Annotated in this window: 13 protein-coding genes and 1 riboswitch; of the genes, 4 read left to right on the top strand and 9 right to left on the bottom strand. The window is 65.3% G+C overall.

All coding sequences use genetic code 11. The features are described from left to right. The first annotated feature begins 129 nt into the window (after positions 1–129). Complete coding sequence (locus CXR43_RS06990; protein WP_246831299.1) at positions 130–1,899, top strand: peptidoglycan-binding protein; 1,770 nt, start codon at positions 130–132, stop codon at positions 1,897–1,899. 98 nt (positions 1,900–1,997) lie between these two features. Here CXR43_RS06990 and CXR43_RS17845 read toward each other — a convergent pair whose 3' ends face one another. The 8 genes from CXR43_RS17845 to ftsY form a co-directional block, all read right to left on the bottom strand. Beyond that, the gene (locus tag CXR43_RS17845) at positions 1,998–3,497 is read right to left on the bottom strand and encodes a sterol desaturase family protein (RefSeq protein WP_168219772.1); all 1,500 of its coding nucleotides are present in this window, start codon (positions 3,495–3,497) and stop codon (positions 1,998–2,000) included. A gap of 128 nt (positions 3,498–3,625) precedes the next feature. Next, on the bottom strand, positions 3,626–5,074 hold the full coding sequence (locus CXR43_RS06980) for a TrkH family potassium uptake protein (protein ID WP_103333320.1): 1,449 nt from the start codon (positions 5,072–5,074) through the stop codon (positions 3,626–3,628). Positions 5,075–5,133: 59 nt separating this feature from the next. Then, positions 5,134–6,621, bottom strand: a complete 1,488-nt coding sequence (locus CXR43_RS06975) for a TrkH family potassium uptake protein (RefSeq protein WP_246831298.1) — start codon at positions 6,619–6,621, stop codon at positions 5,134–5,136. A gap of 31 nt (positions 6,622–6,652) precedes the next feature. Next, complete coding sequence (gene folE2, locus CXR43_RS06970; protein ID WP_103333318.1) at positions 6,653–7,741, bottom strand: GTP cyclohydrolase FolE2; 1,089 nt, start codon at positions 7,739–7,741, stop codon at positions 6,653–6,655. Between the two features lie 206 nt (positions 7,742–7,947). After that, the gene (gene metZ, locus CXR43_RS06965; RefSeq protein WP_103333317.1) at positions 7,948–9,129 is read right to left on the bottom strand and encodes an O-succinylhomoserine sulfhydrylase; all 1,182 of its coding nucleotides are present in this window, start codon (positions 9,127–9,129) and stop codon (positions 7,948–7,950) included. A gap of 48 nt (positions 9,130–9,177) precedes the next feature. Then, positions 9,178–9,255: riboswitch (SAM riboswitch) on the bottom strand. Positions 9,256–9,376: 121 nt separating this feature from the next. After that, the gene (locus CXR43_RS06960) at positions 9,377–9,988 is read right to left on the bottom strand and encodes an inner membrane-spanning protein YciB (protein ID WP_103333316.1); all 612 of its coding nucleotides are present in this window, start codon (positions 9,986–9,988) and stop codon (positions 9,377–9,379) included. 2 nt (positions 9,989–9,990) lie between these two features. Beyond that, entirely contained in the window at positions 9,991–10,896 is a 906-nt protein-coding gene (locus CXR43_RS06955; protein ID WP_103333315.1) for an EamA family transporter, read from the bottom strand. A 74-nt stretch (positions 10,897–10,970) separates the two neighbouring features. Continuing rightward, entirely contained in the window at positions 10,971–11,984 is a 1,014-nt protein-coding gene (gene ftsY / locus CXR43_RS06950; protein ID WP_103333314.1) for a signal recognition particle-docking protein FtsY, read from the bottom strand. 181 nt (positions 11,985–12,165) lie between these two features. On the opposite strand from ftsY, the gene CXR43_RS06945 reads away from it, so the two are divergent. Then, positions 12,166–13,224 carry an alkane 1-monooxygenase gene (locus tag CXR43_RS06945; protein ID WP_103333313.1) on the top strand — a complete coding sequence of 353 codons (1,059 nt, stop codon included), beginning with the start codon at positions 12,166–12,168 and terminating at the stop codon, positions 13,222–13,224. Positions 13,225–13,294: 70 nt separating this feature from the next. Beyond that, on the top strand, positions 13,295–13,732 hold the full coding sequence (locus tag CXR43_RS06940; RefSeq protein ID WP_246831297.1) for a hypothetical protein: 438 nt from the start codon (positions 13,295–13,297) through the stop codon (positions 13,730–13,732). Positions 13,733–13,976: 244 nt separating this feature from the next. On the opposite strand, the gene xseA is transcribed toward CXR43_RS06940, so the two are convergent. Next, the gene (xseA, locus tag CXR43_RS06935; RefSeq protein ID WP_103334072.1) at positions 13,977–15,551 is read right to left on the bottom strand and encodes an exodeoxyribonuclease VII large subunit; all 1,575 of its coding nucleotides are present in this window, start codon (positions 15,549–15,551) and stop codon (positions 13,977–13,979) included. A gap of 65 nt (positions 15,552–15,616) precedes the next feature. On the opposite strand from xseA, the gene purD reads away from it, so the two are divergent. Continuing rightward, the gene (gene purD / locus CXR43_RS06930) at positions 15,617–16,879 is read left to right on the top strand and encodes a phosphoribosylamine--glycine ligase (RefSeq protein ID WP_103334071.1); all 1,263 of its coding nucleotides are present in this window, start codon (positions 15,617–15,619) and stop codon (positions 16,877–16,879) included. Positions 16,880–16,973 lie beyond the last annotated feature (94 nt).

Raw genomic sequence — 16,973 nt, 5'->3', positions numbered from 1 at the left:
AATGCGCCGCCGAGCGCCTTTCGGGGTGCCGGACGCTTTGAACCCGGCCGCCGGGGCAAACCGCACCGGCAAAGCAAAAGACCGCAGCGCCACCCGGCCGCCCGCGGAAACCGAAGGGAACGAAACGGAATGCTGCGCGCGACGCTTGGGATCTGGATGCTGACGGCAACAGTTTGGGCCGGAATGGCCGCCGCACAACAACAATCCTGGGTGCAGGTCGAGGCCCAGCCCACGCTGGCCGAGGCGCAAGAGCGGGCAAGCGCCTATGCAAGCGCCTTTCCCGATGTGGTCGGCTATCAGCTTGGGTCGCGCTGGTATGGCATCGCCCTCGGGCCCTATGCCCCGGCAGAGGCGGCCCGGCGCTTGGCCGACCTGCGGCGCGAAAACCTGATCCCGGGTGACAGCTATCTCACGGATGGCACCAATTTCCGCGAGCAGTTCTGGCCGCTGGCGGGGGCGCAGACGGTGCCCCCTGTCACCCCGCTCGCCCCCGATGCGCCGGTCGAGGTCGCCCCCTTGGCCGAGCTTGACGCCGAGACCCCGGCTGCCCCCACGACCCAAGCCCTGCCCGACGAAACCGTCGCCGAGGCGCGGCGGTCCGAAGCAGCCCTGTCGCGCGAAGACCGTCAGGATCTGCAACGCGCCCTGCAATGGGACGGCTATTACACCGCCGCCATCGACGGCGCTTTCGGCCCCGGCACCCGCAGTTCGATGGCCGCCTACCAATCTGCCCTGGGGCTGGAGCCGACCGGCGTGCTGACCACCCGCCAGCGCGACATGCTGGTGGCCAACTGGCGCGCGGATATCGCGGAATACGGGTTTGAGACGGTGTCGGAGCCCGAATCCGGTATCGAGATCACACTGCCTTTGGCTTTGGTGCAGTTTGACCATTATGAACCGCCCTTCGTGCATTACGCCCCGAAGACACCCGATGGGATGCAGATCATCCTGATTTCGCAGCCCGGCGACACGGCGGCGCTGTCCGGCCTGTATGATGTGCTGCAAACCCTGACCATCATCCCGCAAGACGGCGCGCGCGCGCTGGCAGAGCGGTCGTTCGAGATCAACGGCGCGTCGGCCACCACCCGCAGCTATGCCTTTGCCGAAACCCGTGCCGGCCTTGTGAAGGGCTATATTCTGGTGTGGTCGCCGGATCAGGCTGATCGGGCCGCCCGGGTTCTGGCGCAGATGCAGGGCAGCTTCCGCGCCATTGGCAACCGCGCGCTGGACCCCGGAATGGTGCCGATGTCTGACGCGACGCGGCGCGGCCTGCTGGCCGGGCTGGATGTGCGCCGCCCCAAGCTGACCGGTTCGGGCTTTTATGTCGATCCGACAGGCCGGGTGCTGACGCCCGCCGACACCGTGGCCAGCTGTGGCCGCATCACGCTCGACGGGATGACAGAGGCACGTGTCAGTTTCGCAGATGCCGCCAGCGGCACCGCACTGCTGACCCCCGCGACCCCGCTGGCCCCGCCCGAATTTGCCGGGTTTCAGACCGCAGCCAACCGGGTGGGATCGCAGGTGGCGGTGGCCGGCTATAGCTATGGCGACAGCCTGCCCGCCCCGGTCATCACCTTTGGCCTGCTGGAAGACGTGCAGGGCCTGAACGGGGAGCCGGGGCTGCACCGCCTTGGCATCGACACTTTGCCCGGTGATGCCGGTGGCCCGGTGCTGGATGGCACGGGGGCCGTGCTGGGCATGCTGCTGCCGCGCGCCGCAGACCCGGCCCGGGTGCTGCCCGAAGGCGTGGAATTCGCGACCTCGGGCGCGGTGCTGCAACAGATGCTGACCACCCGCGGCATCGACGTGGCCGCCGCTGCCACCACCGGCCCCCTCACCCCCGACGCCCTGACCCGCCGGGCCAGCGGACTGACGGTGCTGGTCAGCTGCTGGGACTAGCGGCGGCGCACAACGCCCTGCCAAACCGAACAGCAAGAGCCGCCCCACATCCGAGGGGCGGCTCTTTTTTTTAGTCTGGCGTTTGGCTGGTCTGCCGGTCAGACCGGTTCAGACCCGGACACGCGCTTTTGTTCGACCGGCGCTTCCAGCCAGCGCAGGTTCAGGCCCGGCACCAGCATGGGCACCCGCCTGGCGTACTCTGCATACTCTGGAAACGTGGCGCGCAGGATACCTTCTTCGTAGTGCGCGCGGCGGATCTGCAACGTGACCCATAGGGCACCCAGCCCAAAGGCCAGCACCGACCCATGTGACAACAAGATACCCACAATCATCAGAAGTTCGGCGGCATAGAGCGGGTGGCGCACGATCGCATAGGCACCTTCCGTCCGAAGCTCCCGCGAGGATGCCATGATCGAAAAGGATTTTCCCAACTGCATCAGACAGGCAATCGACAGCGCGGTACCGATCAGGATGATCGCCGTTGCAACAATCCGCAATTCGGCACCGATCGGCTCTGGCGGCAAGAACACCAGCGCCATCATGATATAGGTGCCCAAAAGCGCAATGACCCGCGGCATCATGCCATCGGCGCTGTCCTTGGGCGGCAGGCGGACCATCGTGAAATACACGACGAGCAGCACGAACAGCGCGCTGACCACCTGTGACACAAGGATCAGACCCGCCTGCGGGATCTGGTCAGAGTGCTGGAAAATAAACTGGATGGCAAAGATCTTCTCGACCGCCAGATACCCAAAAATCAGCAACATCGCCAATTTTCCGAGGTTGTCTTCAACACGCGCAAACATCGCGGGAGTCCTTTCTGAGATACGCTGAGCAAGCCTTTTGGCAAGCACATTGAACGGGTGGATCATATGCTGATGGTAAAGGCGGGGAATCGGGGTCTCTAACCCGTAGGCCACAGGCTTGCGGTCCTGCGGCAGGAACATGGTGCCCGCAACACGGTCGATGATCGACAGCTGCGCCGCAAAATTGCGGTCATAGGCGTCTTTTTCATTGGCATGGTGCCAGTGATGGTATTCGGGCGACGCCAGAATCCATTTCAGCGGGCCGAAATTGACCTTGATATTGGAATGCAGAAGCAGGGCATGCACATGGTACAGCAAGTGGGCGATCACCAAGGCCTGAGCGCTGAAGCCAAGAAAGTAGACCGGCAGCAAGGACACCAATGTGGAAAACACCTGATCCACCGGGTGCACCCGGTGCGTGGCCAGCCAGTCCATGTCTTCGATGCTATGATGTACGGAATGGAACTGCCACAGGAAGGGAACGGTATGACAGATCCGGTGCGCGATGTAATATCCGATATCGGCCACGATCACGACGCAGATCACCTGAAACCACAACGGCAGCGCGGCAAGGACCGGGAACGGGTTCGGCCCCGCCACCGATCCATAGGCAAGCATCGCCACACCCGCAACGGCGGTAAACCCTGCCCGCACCACAAAACCGTTGAACAGCATGTAAAACAGATCGTTCTTCCAGTCCCGGCGCAGTATGGGTTGATCCGGGTTCAGCGGATACAGACGCTCCAGCGGGATGAAGATGCAGGCCAGAATGAAGATGAGGGTGTAGTCCACTGCCGTTGCCCTGCTCGATTAACCATCACCGCAGCCGTGGCAGCCAAGCATGGCTGAAATGTGGAAAAGCCAAGCCCGTTTCGTGCTCCCCCTCTGGCACAAGGCCCAGCGTCACAGCGCGGCCAATCTCAGGTCTGCCAGAACCGGCGCATGAACAGAACATAGACCGACAGCAGCTCCAGCCGCCCGACCAGCATGCCGGCCATCATCATCCATTTGGCAGATGCGGGAAAATCCGACACCGCGCCGGTGGCCCCCACCTCGCGCCCGAACACCGGGCCGACATTGGCGATGCTGGTCCAGGCGGCGGTGACGGCGGTCTTGAACTCCAGCCCGGTCAGCGACAGGGCCACCGACAGCAGGCCAAAGGTCAGGATGAACAGCGTGAAAAACACGATCACCGAATCCAGAACATCCTGCCCCACCGTGCGCCCGGCATAGCGCAGCGGATTGACCGAAGACGGGTTGTGCAACCGCTTGATCTGCACCTTGATCGCCTCGAACAGGATCAGATAGCGGAACACCTTGACCGAACAACCGGTCGAGGAGGTGCAGCCGCCGATCAGCCCGACGATGATCAGGATGACAAAGGGAAATGTGCCCCAGCCCGACAGGTCCACCGATGAAAACCCTGTGCCCGAAAAGGTTGAGACCACGTTGAAGGCCGACTCGCGCAGGGCGACCCCGAACGACATGTCATGGGTCAGGACCTCATAGAGCACCACCGCCAGGATCGCATAAAGGTTCCAGCGCAGATAGGCGCGCACCTGCGGGTCGTCCCAGATCGGCCGAAAGATGCCCTGTGCCAGCTGCACAAAGCGGATGAAGGGCAGGCTTCCCAGCAGCATGAAGGCCACAGCCGCATATTCCAGCGGTCCCTGAAACATGCCGAAGGACGCGTCATAGCTGGACATGCCGCCGGTCGAAACGGTGGTCAGCGCATGCATCACCGCGTCAAAGCCGTTCATCCCAAGGGCGAAATAGGTCAGCGCACAGGCCACCGTCAGCCAGACATAGATCTGAACCAGCGCCGCAGAGATATCCAGCGCGCGCGGCAGCACCTTGCCCAGCGTGTCGAACCCCTCTGACCGGAAGAACTGCATCCCCCCCACCTTCATCACCGGAAGGAACAACAGCGCCACGATCACGATCCCAAGCCCGCCCAGCCATTGCAGGATGCCACGCCACAGGTTTGCCCCGCGCGGCAGGGCATCCAGCCCGACAATGACCGTGGTGCCGGTGGTGGTCATGCCCGACACCGATTCGAACAGCGCATCGGTCACCGACAGGTCAGGGGCCCCCACGATCAGCGGCAAGGCCCCGAAGGCCGGCATCGCGACCCAGACCCCGGTGGTCAGCAAAAAGATCTGTTGCAGGGTCATCGACCCGCCCGCGCCATTGGCCGAGGCCAGCGCCGTGGCCCCGCCTGCCACCAGGCACAGGATCGCGGATTGCGCAAAAGCCTGCCAGTTCGGATCGCCCGCCGCCCGGTCCAGCGCCAGTGGGAACAGCATGAATACCCCCATGGTTGCCACCAGAAGGCCGATCACATAGGTCACAGGGCGCAGGTCGATCATGGCCCGAGCCTTGGCGAAGCCCGGCACCCGAGTCAATCAGGCAGGGGCAGCCAAGGAGGTCAGGGCCGCCAGAACGACGGCAAAACCACAACCAGCACCGCAAGCAGCCCCAGCCGACCCAGCAGCATCGCCGCTGTCATCACCCATTTGGCGGCACCCGGGAAATCGCGGAAGGTGCCGGTTTCGGCCAGCATCGGCCCATAGCCGTAGCCGATATTGCCGATCGAGGTCCAGATCGCGAACAGCGCCGAAATCATGTCCACCCCGGTCAGCGACATCGCCACCGTCAGCACCCCGATGATCAGGATATAGCCGGTGACATAAAGCATCATGGCGTTGATCACCTCATCCCCGACCCGGCGCCCGGCATAGCGCACCGGGGCAATGCGTCCGGGGCTGTGGATGCTGGCGATCTGCGCACGGACACAGGCCCAGGCCACCTGCACCCGGAACACCGACAACGCCCCCGAAGAAGAGCCCGAACATCCACCGATCAGCCCGACAATCAGCGCCACCGCCATCGAATAGCCGCCCCAGCCACCGAATGACCCGCTGAAAAATCCGGTGCCGGTGATGATCGACACCAGATTGAACAGCGCCTCGCGCAAGGCAGGTTCCGGCGCCATATCCGAGGTCAGCAGCCGCCACAGCGTCACGCTGGCCACCGCATAAAAGGTCCAGCGCAACAGCGCCCAGACCTGCGCATCCCATAGCACCGCGCCGCTTTGGCCGGTGACCATCCGGGCATAGAGGATATAGGGAAAGCTCCCCAGCAGCATGAAGAGCGCGCCCGCATATTCGGCCGCCCCCGGATATTTGCCGAAAGACGCATCCGCGGGGGAAAACCCGCCCGTGGCAATGGTGGCCGCCCCGTTCACCACGGCGTCAAGCCAGCTCATCCCCAGCGCCAGATAGGTGATGATGCACAAAAGCGTCAGCCCGGCATAGACCGCCAGCAGCGCCAGGGCGATATCGGTCGCGCGCGGCAGCGCCTTGCCCAGCGTGTCGAACCCTTCGGTGCGGAAGAATTGCATGCCCCCCACCCGCATCACCGGCAGAAAGATCATGGCGACAAAGGCGATGCCAAGCCCGCCAATCCAGTTCAGCATGCCGCGCCACAGGTTCATCCCCGGCGGCAGTGCGTCCAGCCCCACAATCACCGTGGCCCCGGTGGTGGTCATGCCCGAAACCGCCTCGAAATAGGCATCGGTAAAGCCAAGACCCGGCGCGCCCAGGGCAAAGGGCAGGCAGGCAAACAACGGCAAGCCGGCCCAGACCAGCACGGTCAGCAGATAGGCCTGACGGGTGTTCAACCGCACAAGATTGGCATTGGCCGTTGCAATGCGCAAGGCTAGCCCTACCCCGCCCGTGATCAGCGCGCTTTCGAAAAAATCCCCGGCATTCGGCAGCTTGGCCCAAAAATCTGCCAGAGCTGGAACCAGCATCATGGTGGCCAGAAAGATCAGCAGGGTGCCGATCACATGTGCAAGGGGCCGGGTGTCGACCATGGTGGCCGGAGTTCTGAGCCGCCTTGCACGGATCGTCAAGGACGATCCGTGCAAGGCAGTGGCAAAAACATCAGCCGATGTGGAACAGCGACTGGAACAGGCGCGGGTCCAGGCTGTCCTGGGCAAAAGTGCTGCCTTCGGTCAGCAGGCTGACCGCATCATGGCTGTGCAGGCTTTCCTGATGGCTGGCCAGCACCCGGAAATCGCCAATGCGCGGATCGCGTTTCAGCACGGCGCAGAACAGACGGGCGGCATCCTCGACAAAGATCGGATTGGCGGCGTTCAGCTCGGCAAAGGCCTGTTCATCCTCGCGCTTGACCATGACCTGCGTCTCGGTCACCACGGCGGCGCGGGCGATCTCCACCAGATCTTCGACCGACAGCACATCATCCAGCACCTCGACCGAGATCCGCGCAACCGAGCGCTGCGAATGCGGCGTGGCCAGCTGGCCGCGGGTGTTGCGCGCATGTTCCGACAGTTCCAGAGAGCAGGGGCAGGTGCTGGAATAGACGTAATCCAGATGCACGATCTTCTTGCGCACCCCGGCCTGTTCCACCAGTTCAAAGGCGACATCGTAATATTGCCAGCCCGACAGACCGGAGCGCAAAGAGCCCACCTTCATCGGATACGAGAACCGCATCTGAATGCGCGCATCAAAGCTGCCCAGATCGGATTTGTAATCCTCCAGCGCATCCTCGATCACCGCAAAGCCGAAGGCGCGGTCGGCATGGGCATAGAAGGACCGCATGATCCGGCTCATGTTGATGCCCTTCTTGCCGGCCTCAAGGCTGACCGTGCCGGTAACGCTGGTTTCCAGAAGCACGGGTGCGCCGTCACGGGTCTGATAGCGCAGCGGCAGGCGGAAGTTGGAAATCCCCACATGCTGAATCCGCTGCCGCTCGCCCCGGATCAGGCTGGCAGGGCCGTTCTGCAGGTCGGGCAAGCTGTCCTTATAGGCGGTCGTCACCTCAAAGCCCTGCGGATAGGCGCGGCTGAAGGCCGGGCCGCCGGCATCGGGCAAAAGATACCCCACCGAAGGTTCCAGCGTTGCAATCTCGTCATCCGACGAGCGCGTGGCCCATTGCCGCAACAGGGCAAGCGCTGCCGCAGCCTCGTCGCGGCTCGGCTTGCGGTCGATCTCGGGCGTGTGGATGTTCATGGGGATCGGTCCTTCCGGTTCAGGCCGGGCGCGTGCCGCGGGCCGTCAATGTCAACAGGTATACGCAGGCTGGTCTGTGTCGGATCAGTGCCAGGACAGCAAAGAGCCTGCGACATTTGCACCACCCCCCGCGCGTCCCGCTCTCTTATATGGGCGGCCCTGCCCCGCAGACAAGTCTTGCGGAGCAAAGCCCTGCGTCCCCCGCCTCAGGCCCGGTCCAGGGCGGCCAGCAGATCGGCGATCAGATCCCCCGCATCCTCCAGCCCGACCGACAGCCGGATCAGCCCCGGCGTGATGCCAAGACTGTCCTTCTGATCCTGCGGCAGGCGTTGGTGGGTGGTGGTGGCGGGATGGGTCACGATGGTCTTGGCATCGCCCAGATTGTTGGAAATCTTGGCAATTTCCAGCGCGTTCAGGAACCGGAACGCCGCCTCTTTGCCTGCCGTGATATCAAAGGCCACCATGGTCCCGCCCGAGCCCATCTGCGCCATCGCCAGCCCATGCTGCGGGTGGCTGTCGAGGCCCGGATAGATCACCCGCCCCAGCTTGTCATGCCCCTGCAAGGCCTGCGCGATTCTGAGCGCCGACTCCGCCATCGCCCGGCACCGCAGATCCAGCGTTGCCATGCCGTTCAGATGCATCCAGGCGGTAAAGGGCGACATGCTGCCGCCGGTATGCTTCATATAGGGTTCCAGCACCTTGCGGATGAAGGATTGGGTGCCGCAGACCACGCCGCCAAGCGCCCTGCCCTGCCCGTCGATATGCTTGGTGGTGGAATAGACGATCACATCGGCGCCCTGATCGACGGCGCGGGAAAAGATCGGCGTGGCAAACACATTGTCCACGACCACCAGCGCCCCTGCGGCATGGGCAATCTCGGACACCGCGCGGATATCGACCAGCTCCAGCGTCGGATTCGACATCGATTCAAAGAACACCGCCTTGGTGCCCGGCGTGACAGCGGCGCGCCACTGGTCCAGATCCGCCCCGTCGACAAAGGTCACCTTGACCCCGAACCGTGTCAACACCTCTTCCAGCACGTAAAGGCACGACCCGAACAGCGCGCGCGACGACACCACATGATCCCCCGCCCGCAGCATCGAGGTCAGCGCGCCCGACACTGCCGCCATGCCGCTTGCGGTGGCAAAGGCGTCTTCTGTGCCTTCCAGCGCCGCAATCCGCTCTTCGAACATCCGGGTGGTCGGGTTGCCATAGCGGGCATAGATGAACTCATCCGGCCCCGACTGCACAAACCGCGCCTCGGCCGATTCCGCGGTCGGATAGACAAAGCCCTGCGTCAGGAAAATCGCCTCGGCCATCTCGCCATACTGGCTGCGGCGGCTGCCCTCATGCACCAGTTTCGTGCGCGTGTTCCATGTGTCAGACATGCCGTCCCCTCAGGCAAAAGAAAAACCCCGAAACCGGCAAAGGCTCCGGGGCATGCGCCCAAGACCCTTTTAGCGGAATGTTTAACGTGGCCCGCAATCCGGTAACAAAGCACCACAAAACGCGGCATACGCCTTTGCCGGCAGAGGGTCAACGCCCTTGCGACCGGTCAGAGCCACCGGTTTCACGGGCCATGTGTCCCTCTGGCAAATCCCGCCGCGCAACGCGCTTTTGCAGGTGCCGCCTGCGCTATGCCTTGCCGTCATCCTCGGGCTCGATCAGGAACCGCTGCAATGCAAAGATCTGCCACCACAGGAAGGCCATCAGCGCGGCAGGCATGGCGAAGGTTTCCAGCTTGACCCAGGTGTCGGTCGACATCGTGCGCCAGATGATTTCATTCGCCACCGCCAGCGCCACGAACATCAGACACAGCCGCCGGGTCAGGATCATCCAGCCGGTCCGCTGCATCGGCATCAGATCGCCGATGACATATTCCAGCCAGCTTTGCCCGCGCAGCAAGCCGATGCCCAAAAGCCCGGCCAGACAGCCATAGACGATGCTGGTCTTCATCTTGAAAAACCGCTCGTCGTTGAACCAGGCGGTCAACCCGCCGAAGAAGATCACCATGAAGGCGGTGAACACCTGCATCCGGCTGATGGTGCCGGTCAGCACCCAAAGAATGCCCATGGCCAGCAGCAGGATCGGCACAAAGACCAGCGCCGAGACGATGAAGCCGGAATACTCGGTACCGGCGATGGTGAAACTGTCTTCCTTGATCCACAGGTAGATCGCAAAAAACGCGAGCGTCGGCCCCAGTTCCAGCACCTGTTTGGTCACTGCATTGATCTTGCGTTCTGCCATGTCTATCCCGCCTGCACCATGATTGCCCCGCCCGCCACGCCTGCCATCAGCATGGCCCGGGCAAAGCCCACTTTTTCACCCAATATCGCCCAACCGATGAGCCCCGCAAAGACCGTAGAGGTTTCACGCAGCGCCGCAACCTCGCCCACCTTGCCCAGCCGCGTCGCCAGCATGACCCCGCCAAAGCTGACAAAGGCCACCAGCGCCCCGATCATGCCCCGCAGCACCAGCGGCCCCGCCGGGGGCAAGGGCGCGCCGATCCCGCGCCACTGCCGGTATGCGACCAGCAGCGGGAAGTCGATGGCGGTGATCAGGAAAAACCACGCCAGGAAGGTGAACGGGTCCGGCGTCAGCCGGATGCCCCAGGCGTCATAGGTGGTATAGACCGCCACCAGCAGCCCCCCCGCAAAGGCCCAGGCCAGCCCGGCGCGCAACGCCCCGCGCGCCACCACCCCGCCGCGCAGGTTCAGCCCCGCCAGCGCGAGGATCGAGCCCGACAGGATCGCCACCCCCAGCCATTGCAGCGCCCCATAACCTTCGCCCAGAAAGATCGCGGCAAAGGCCAGCGTCGCCAGCGGCCCGGTGCCGCGCACCACCGGATAGACCACGGTAAAGGCCGCCCGCTCATAGGCCAGGGCCATCGTCAGCTTATAGGCGAAATGAATGCCAAGCGCCCCCAAGAGCACCAGCCACTCCACCCCCTGCGGCCAGGGCACAAGGAACAGGGCCACCGGGGCGGAAAACACCGCGATCCACAGATCGATCGACCCGCGCGTGACCCAAGGATCATGCCGCCCCTTCTGCAAAGCGCCAAAGACCGCATGGGCAAAGGCCGAAGTCAGCGCAAGGATCAGCGCCAGCCGCAGGCCTTCGGGGGTGCCTTCGAGAGAGATGAGCCAGTCTGACATGAAACGCTGTCCTTGCTGGACCCCCGGGGGCTTTGCCCCCGGACCCCCAGGATATTTGGAAACAGATAATGAGGTTAGCTGTCGAGCCCGACAAGCGCGCGCGCAAAATCATCGGGGTCGAAGGGGGCGAGGTCGTCGATCTGTTCGCCCACTCCGATCGCGTGGATCGGCAGGCCGAACTTGTCGGCCAGCGCCACCAGCACGCCGCCCTTGGCCGTGCCGTCAAGCTTGGTCATCACCAGTCCCGAGACATCGGCGATCTTGCGGAAAATCTCGACCTGGGCGACGGCGTTCTGGCCCGTGGTGGCATCGAGCACCAGCAGCGTGTTGTGCGGTGCTGTCGGATCGACCTTGCGCAGGACGCGCACGATCTTGGCCAGCTCTTCCATCAGATCGGCGCGGTTCTGCAACCGGCCTGCGGTGTCGATCATCAGCAGGTCTGCGCCTTCCGCCCGCGCCTTGGTAAAGGCGTCAAAGGCCAGGCTGGCCGGATCGGAGCCTTCGGGCGCGGTCAGCACCGGGACGCCCGCACGGGTGCCCCAGACCTGCAACTGCTCCACCGCCGCCGCGCGGAACGTGTCGCCCGCCGCGATCACCACCGATTTGCCGGCGGCCTTGAACTGGCTGGCCAGCTTGCCGATGGTCGTGGTCTTGCCCGAGCCGTTGACCCCCACCACCAGCACCACCTGCGGTTTGGTAGGGTAAAGCGGCAAGGGCCGCGCCACCGGGGTCATGATCCGGGCCACTTCGGCGGCCAGAGCCTGGCGCAGCTCGCTGGCGGAGATCTTCTTGCCGTAGCGGCCCTCGGCGATATTGGCGCTGACCCGCAGCGCGGTCTCCACGCCCATATCGGCCTGGATCAGCACATCTTCGAGGCTTTCGAGCATTGCATCATCCAGCTCGCGCCGGGGCTCCTCGGCCCCGGGGGCGCTGAACAGCCGGCCCAGCAGGCCTGGCTTTGCGCTTTCGGGCGGGGGGGCGGCTGCGCCGGCCTGTGCCGGGGCGTCGGACACCAGCGCCTCCAACCCCTCGCCGATCTGGTCGGATGAGCGGAACATCTTGTCGCGCAGCTTTTTGAAGAATGACATCGGGGCCCCGGTCCTGTGACGGCACTTTGCTTCCACCTAAGCCCAAAACCGCCGCGATGGAAGGCAGTGCGGACAGATCTGCCCTGCAAGCCCCTCAACGGCCCGCAAAACAGCGGGCTGAGCCCGGCTTGCGGCGGCAAGGGCGATGGACAGGGGGCCGAGCTGTGCTAACACCCATGCCATGACCCAGCGCCCCGTGCCCCTGCCGCTCTTTGCCGCCGCCGCCCTGTTGCCTGCCGCCCTCCTATGCCTTGGCGTCTGGGCCGGAGGCGGGTGGCTCTGGGCCGGCGCAGCTTACATGGCGGTGCTGGTGATCCTTCTCGATCAGCTGATCCCCTATGTCGGCGGCCCTGCGCCAGAGGGGGCAGAGTTTCCGGCGGCCGATGCGGTGCTGGTTGCGGTCGCCCTCGCCGTGGTGGCGCTGCTGCCGCTGGCCGTCTGGGGGGCCAGCTCCGACCATCTGCGGACGGGCGAAAAGCTGCTGCTGGTCTTTGGCACCGGCACCTTTCTGGGGCAGGTCGGGCATCCGGCGGCGCATGAGCTGATCCATCGGCCGGGCCGCAGGCTTTACCGGCTGGGGGTGCTGGTTTACGCGATGCTGCTGCTGGGTCACCATGCCTCGGCCCACCGGCTGGTGCATCACCGGGCGGTGGCCACAGCGGAAGACCCCAATTCAGCCCGGGCCGAAGAAAGTTTCTGGCACTTTGCGCCCCGGGCATGGATCGGTGGGTTTCGGGCGGGATATCTGGCTGAATCGGCCCTGCGGCGGCGGGTGGCAGGCAACAGGGGGCTGCACCCCTATGTCTGGTATCTGGCGATCGGGCTTGGCAGCCTGGGTGCCGCAGCGTTGATCGGCGGCGGCAGGGGCGTGCTGGTCTGGCTGGCGCTGTCGGCCCATGCGCAGATGCAGCAACTGCTGGGCGATTATGTGCAGCACTATGGTCTGACCCGCGACCGGCTGCCCGATGGCCGCTATGCCCCGGTCAGCCCGCGCCATGCGTGGAACACGCCGCACTGGTTTTCCTCGGCGCTGATGCTGAATGCGCCGCGCCATTCCGACCATCATGCCCACCCCGCACGCCCCTATCCGGCCCTGCGGTTGAGCGAGGACGCGCCGCTGCTGCCCTGGCCCTTGCCGGTCGCCTGCGGCATGGCCATGGTGCCGCGCCTGTGGCGGCGGCGCATGCGCCCGCATCTGCAGCGCTGGCAGGCTGGGAACGCGCAGGAACCCGCTCAGTAACATCGCTGTCACTGGCATTCACAACGCCGGCATGCGACACTGCGATCATGCTTGACCGGAGGTTAACCCGATGCGCCAATCCGACCTGAGCCGTCTGCGCGGTCTTGCGTTCTGCCTGGCCCTGCTGCCCACAGCACTGCCCACCGCGCTGGCCGCCGCCGAACCCCCCGTCCCGATGACAGCGGCCGAGTTCGAGGCCTATACCACCGGCAAGACCCTGACCTTCAGCCAGCGCGGAGAGGTCTACGGGGCCGAGCAATACCTGCCGGGCCGCAACGTCCGCTGGGCCTTCAAGGGAGATACCTGCCGCAACGGGACATGGTACGAAGAGGCGGGGCTGATCTGCTTTGTCTACGACCACGATCCCGGCCCGCAATGCTGGACCTTCTGGCGGGATGAGGGGCGGCTGACCGGGCTGTTCATCGGGGATGGTTTCGGATCGGAACTGTCCGAGGTCGCCCAATCGCCCGACCCCCTTGCCTGCGCCGGGCCCGACCTGGGGGTCTAGGCCGCCGGTCAGACACAGCGCGCCAAGGCCAAGCTCAGCCTGCCTCCATCAAGAAGGTTTGAAAGCCTGCGGAGAAAACATGCTCTGTGGAGTGTAGCTTTCACAAATAGGCCCCGCGAAGCGCCAAACAGCGCGGTTCAGGCAAAGACACCCCGGAAGCGGTGCAAGAAACTACGGCCTTATCTTGTCATTTTCGAACATTTCTGGGGCGCAGGTGGCAAGATTTGTGCCCTGGCTTGCAGAATCAGAACAATGACCCTTGCTCCGGGGGTTTTGCACCCCCGCCCTTGCGCGGGGCGGATTTGCCCGCCGGACCGCCCAAGGCCAGACGCCCATCGTGGAATTCCACCTCCAGCGCCTGCGCTTTTTCGGCCGCCGCGCGCGAGGTGACCACATCGCCATCGCCACGCACCACCGCATAACCGCGCCGCAGGGTCTGGGCATAGCCAAGCGTCTGCCGCGTGCGGTCCAGCGCCTCCAGCCGCCGGGACAGATCGGTCAGCCGCTGCACCGGCGCAGCCTCCAGCCGTGCCGAAACGCCTTGCAAGACCGCGCGTTGGCCGGTGATCTTCCCCCCGGCCTGCGTGATCAGCCGCGCCAGCGAGGGCGCAAGACGCGATGCCCATTTGTCAAATTGCCCGTGCCACAGGTCGCGCCGGCGCGCCAACCGCGCCTCAAGCGCCTCGGCCCGCCGGGCGAGCGCCTCACGCCGCCGCACCACCAACCCGACAAGCGTGGTGCTCGACAAGCGGCCAGCCTGGCGCGCAAAGACCGCGCGCTTGCGACTGACCGCCAGCGACAGCCCGCCCGCAAGCCGCCCTGTCGCCGCATCCAGCCGCTGCGCCGGGGTGGCCAGCAAGGTCTCGAGCCGGGGCAGCGCGCGGGCCAGATCGCGCAGCCGCTGACCGCGCAAAGCCACGCCTTGGGCCAGCGCCCGGCTCAGCCGCGCCCCCAGCGCATCCACCGCGGCCAGCAGCTCCAGCCGCACCGGCACCGCCATTTCCGCCGCCGCCGTCGGCGTGGGCGCGCGCCGGTCTGCGGCATGGTCGATCAGCGTGGTGTCGGTCTCATGCCCCACCGCCGAGATCAGCGGAATGCGCGAGTCTGCCGCCGCCCGCACCACGACCTCCTCGTTGAAGCCCCACAGATCCTCCAGAGACCCGCCACCGCGCGCCACGATCAGCACATCGGGGCGCGGCACCGCGCCACCCGGTTCCAAAGCGTTGAAGCCACGGATCGCCGCCGCCACCTGCGGCGCGCAATCCTTGCCCTGCACCGCCACCGGCCAGATCAGCACCTGGCAGGGAAAGCGGTCGCGCAGCCGGTGCAGGATGTCGCGGATCACCGCGCCAGAGGGAGAGGTGACCACCCCGATCACCCGGGGCAGATAGGGCAAGGCCTGTTTGCGGCCCGCATCGAACAGGCCTTCGGCCTGCAACGCCGCGCGGCGCTTTTCCAGCATCGCCATCAAGGCGCCCGCCCCTGCCGGGGCCACATCCTCGACAATCAGCTGGTATTTCGACTGGCCCGGAAAGGTGGTCATCCGGCCGGTGGCGATCACCTCCATCCCCTCTTCCGGGCGGACCTGCATCTTGGCGACCTGCCCTTTCCAGGAAATCGCGGCGATCACCGAGCGATCGTCCTTGAGGTCGAAGTACAGATGCCCCGAGGCCGGGCGCGACACCCGCCCCACCTCGCCGCGCACGCGGACCAGGCCGAATTCGCCCTCGATCACCCGTTTGACCGCGCCGGACAGTTCCGACACCGTGTATTCCGGACTGTTGCCGGCGGGGGTGGGGGTATCGTCCAGCAGATCCATAGCGCTTGCCTCCATCAGGCGCTGACCTTATGACGCCCGGGAACGAAGGCCAAGGGGGCGCGCCCATGAACATCCTGATCCTCGGTTCCGGCGGGCGCGAACATGCGCTGGCCTGGGCGGTCAAGCAAAACCCCAAGACCGACCGGCTGATCGTGGCCCCCGGCAATGCCGGGATCGCCCGGCTGGCGGATTGTGCCGAGATCGACATTCTGGATGGCGCGGCGGTGGTGGCGTTCTGCGTCGAAAACGCCATCGATTTCGTGATCATCGGGCCGGAAGCGCCGCTGGCCGCCGGGGTTGCCGATGCCACCCGCGCGGCAGGGCTGCTGACCTTTGGCCCTTCGGCGGCAGCCGCGCGGCTGGAAGCGTCCAAAGCCTTCACCAAGGACATCTGCGACGCCTGCGCCGCCCCCACTGCGGCCTATGCCCGCTTTACCGAACCCGGCCCGGCCCGTGCCTATGTGCAGGCGCAGGGCGCGCCCATCGTGGTCAAGGCCGATGGGCTGGCGGCGGGCAAGGGCGTGATCGTCGCCATGACAGAGGCAGAGGCGCTCGCCGCCCTCGACGACATGTTCAGCGGCGAATTCGGGGCAGCCGGGGCCGAGGTGGTGATCGAGGAATTCATGGCCGGCGAAGAGGCCAGCTTTTTCATCCTGACCGATGGCGTGAACGCCCTGCCCATCGGCACCGCACAAGACCACAAACGGGTGGGGGAGGGCGACACCGGCCCCAATACCGGCGGGATGGGGGCCTATTCCCCTGCCCCGGTGCTGACCCCTGCCCTGCAAGCCCAGGCGATGGAGCAGATCGTGCTGCCCACGATCCGCGAAATGGCGCGGCGCGGCACACCCTATCAGGGCGTGCTCTACGCCGGTCTGATGATCGAGAACGGCCAGTGCCGTCTGGTCGAATACAACGCCCGCTTCGGCGACCCCGAAACCCAGGTGCTGATGATGCGCCTGGGCGCGCAGGCGCTCGACCTCTTGCTGGCCTGCGCCGAAGGGCGGCTGGACCTCAACCGCGTGACCTGGGCCGAGGATCACGCCCTGACCGTCGTGATGGCGGCCCGTGGCTATCCGGGCGCCTATGCCAAGGGCAGCGCCATCCGGGGCCTCGACGCCCTGCCCGAGTCCTCCTCTCAGATGGTGTTCCACGCCGGCACCGCCGAGCGCGACGGCCAGATCCTTGCCGCAGGCGGGCGTGTGCTGAACGTCACCGCCCGCGGGGCCAGCCTCGCCGAAGCACAGGCCCGCGCCTATGCCATGGTCGATGCCATCGACTGGCCCGACGGCTTTTGTCGCCGCGACATCGGCTGGCGCGCGCTTTGACCACCGCCAGTCCCCTGTTCGGGCTGCGGGAGCCTCCGGCGGGGATATTTAAGAACAGATAATTGGCAGGCAACGCGCTGCTGTAACATCGGGT

This window comes from Pseudotabrizicola formosa, from assembly GCF_002900965.1.
Taxonomy (GTDB): domain Bacteria; phylum Pseudomonadota; class Alphaproteobacteria; order Rhodobacterales; family Rhodobacteraceae; genus Pseudotabrizicola; species Pseudotabrizicola formosa.
Note: the sequence above shows the minus strand (reverse complement) of the source record. Positions and strands in the feature narration are given on the sequence as shown.

Bases quoted from the DNA above. Each gene is read 5' to 3' on its own strand.
- folE2 (WP_103333318.1), bottom strand. From the start codon at position 7,741: ATGAACATCCACACGCCCGAGATCGACCGCAAGCCGAGCCGCGACGAG.
- xseA (WP_103334072.1), bottom strand. From the start codon at position 15,551: ATGGATCTGCTGGACGATACCCCCACCCCCGCCGGCAACAGTCCGGAA.
- CXR43_RS06945 (WP_103333313.1), top strand. From the start codon at position 12,166: ATGACCCAGCGCCCCGTGCCCCTGCCGCTCTTTGCCGCCGCCGCCCTG.
- CXR43_RS06960 (WP_103333316.1), bottom strand. From the start codon at position 9,988: ATGGCAGAACGCAAGATCAATGCAGTGACCAAACAGGTGCTGGAACTG.
- CXR43_RS06990 (WP_246831299.1), top strand. From the start codon at position 130: ATGCTGCGCGCGACGCTTGGGATCTGGATGCTGACGGCAACAGTTTGG.
- metZ (WP_103333317.1), bottom strand. From the start codon at position 9,129: ATGTCTGACACATGGAACACGCGCACGAAACTGGTGCATGAGGGCAGC.
- CXR43_RS06980 (WP_103333320.1), bottom strand. From the start codon at position 5,074: ATGATCGACCTGCGCCCTGTGACCTATGTGATCGGCCTTCTGGTGGCA.
- CXR43_RS06955 (WP_103333315.1), bottom strand. From the start codon at position 10,896: ATGTCAGACTGGCTCATCTCTCTCGAAGGCACCCCCGAAGGCCTGCGG.
- purD (WP_103334071.1), top strand. From the start codon at position 15,617: ATGAACATCCTGATCCTCGGTTCCGGCGGGCGCGAACATGCGCTGGCC.
- CXR43_RS06940 (WP_246831297.1), top strand. From the start codon at position 13,295: ATGCGCCAATCCGACCTGAGCCGTCTGCGCGGTCTTGCGTTCTGCCTG.
- ftsY (WP_103333314.1), bottom strand. From the start codon at position 11,984: ATGTCATTCTTCAAAAAGCTGCGCGACAAGATGTTCCGCTCATCCGAC.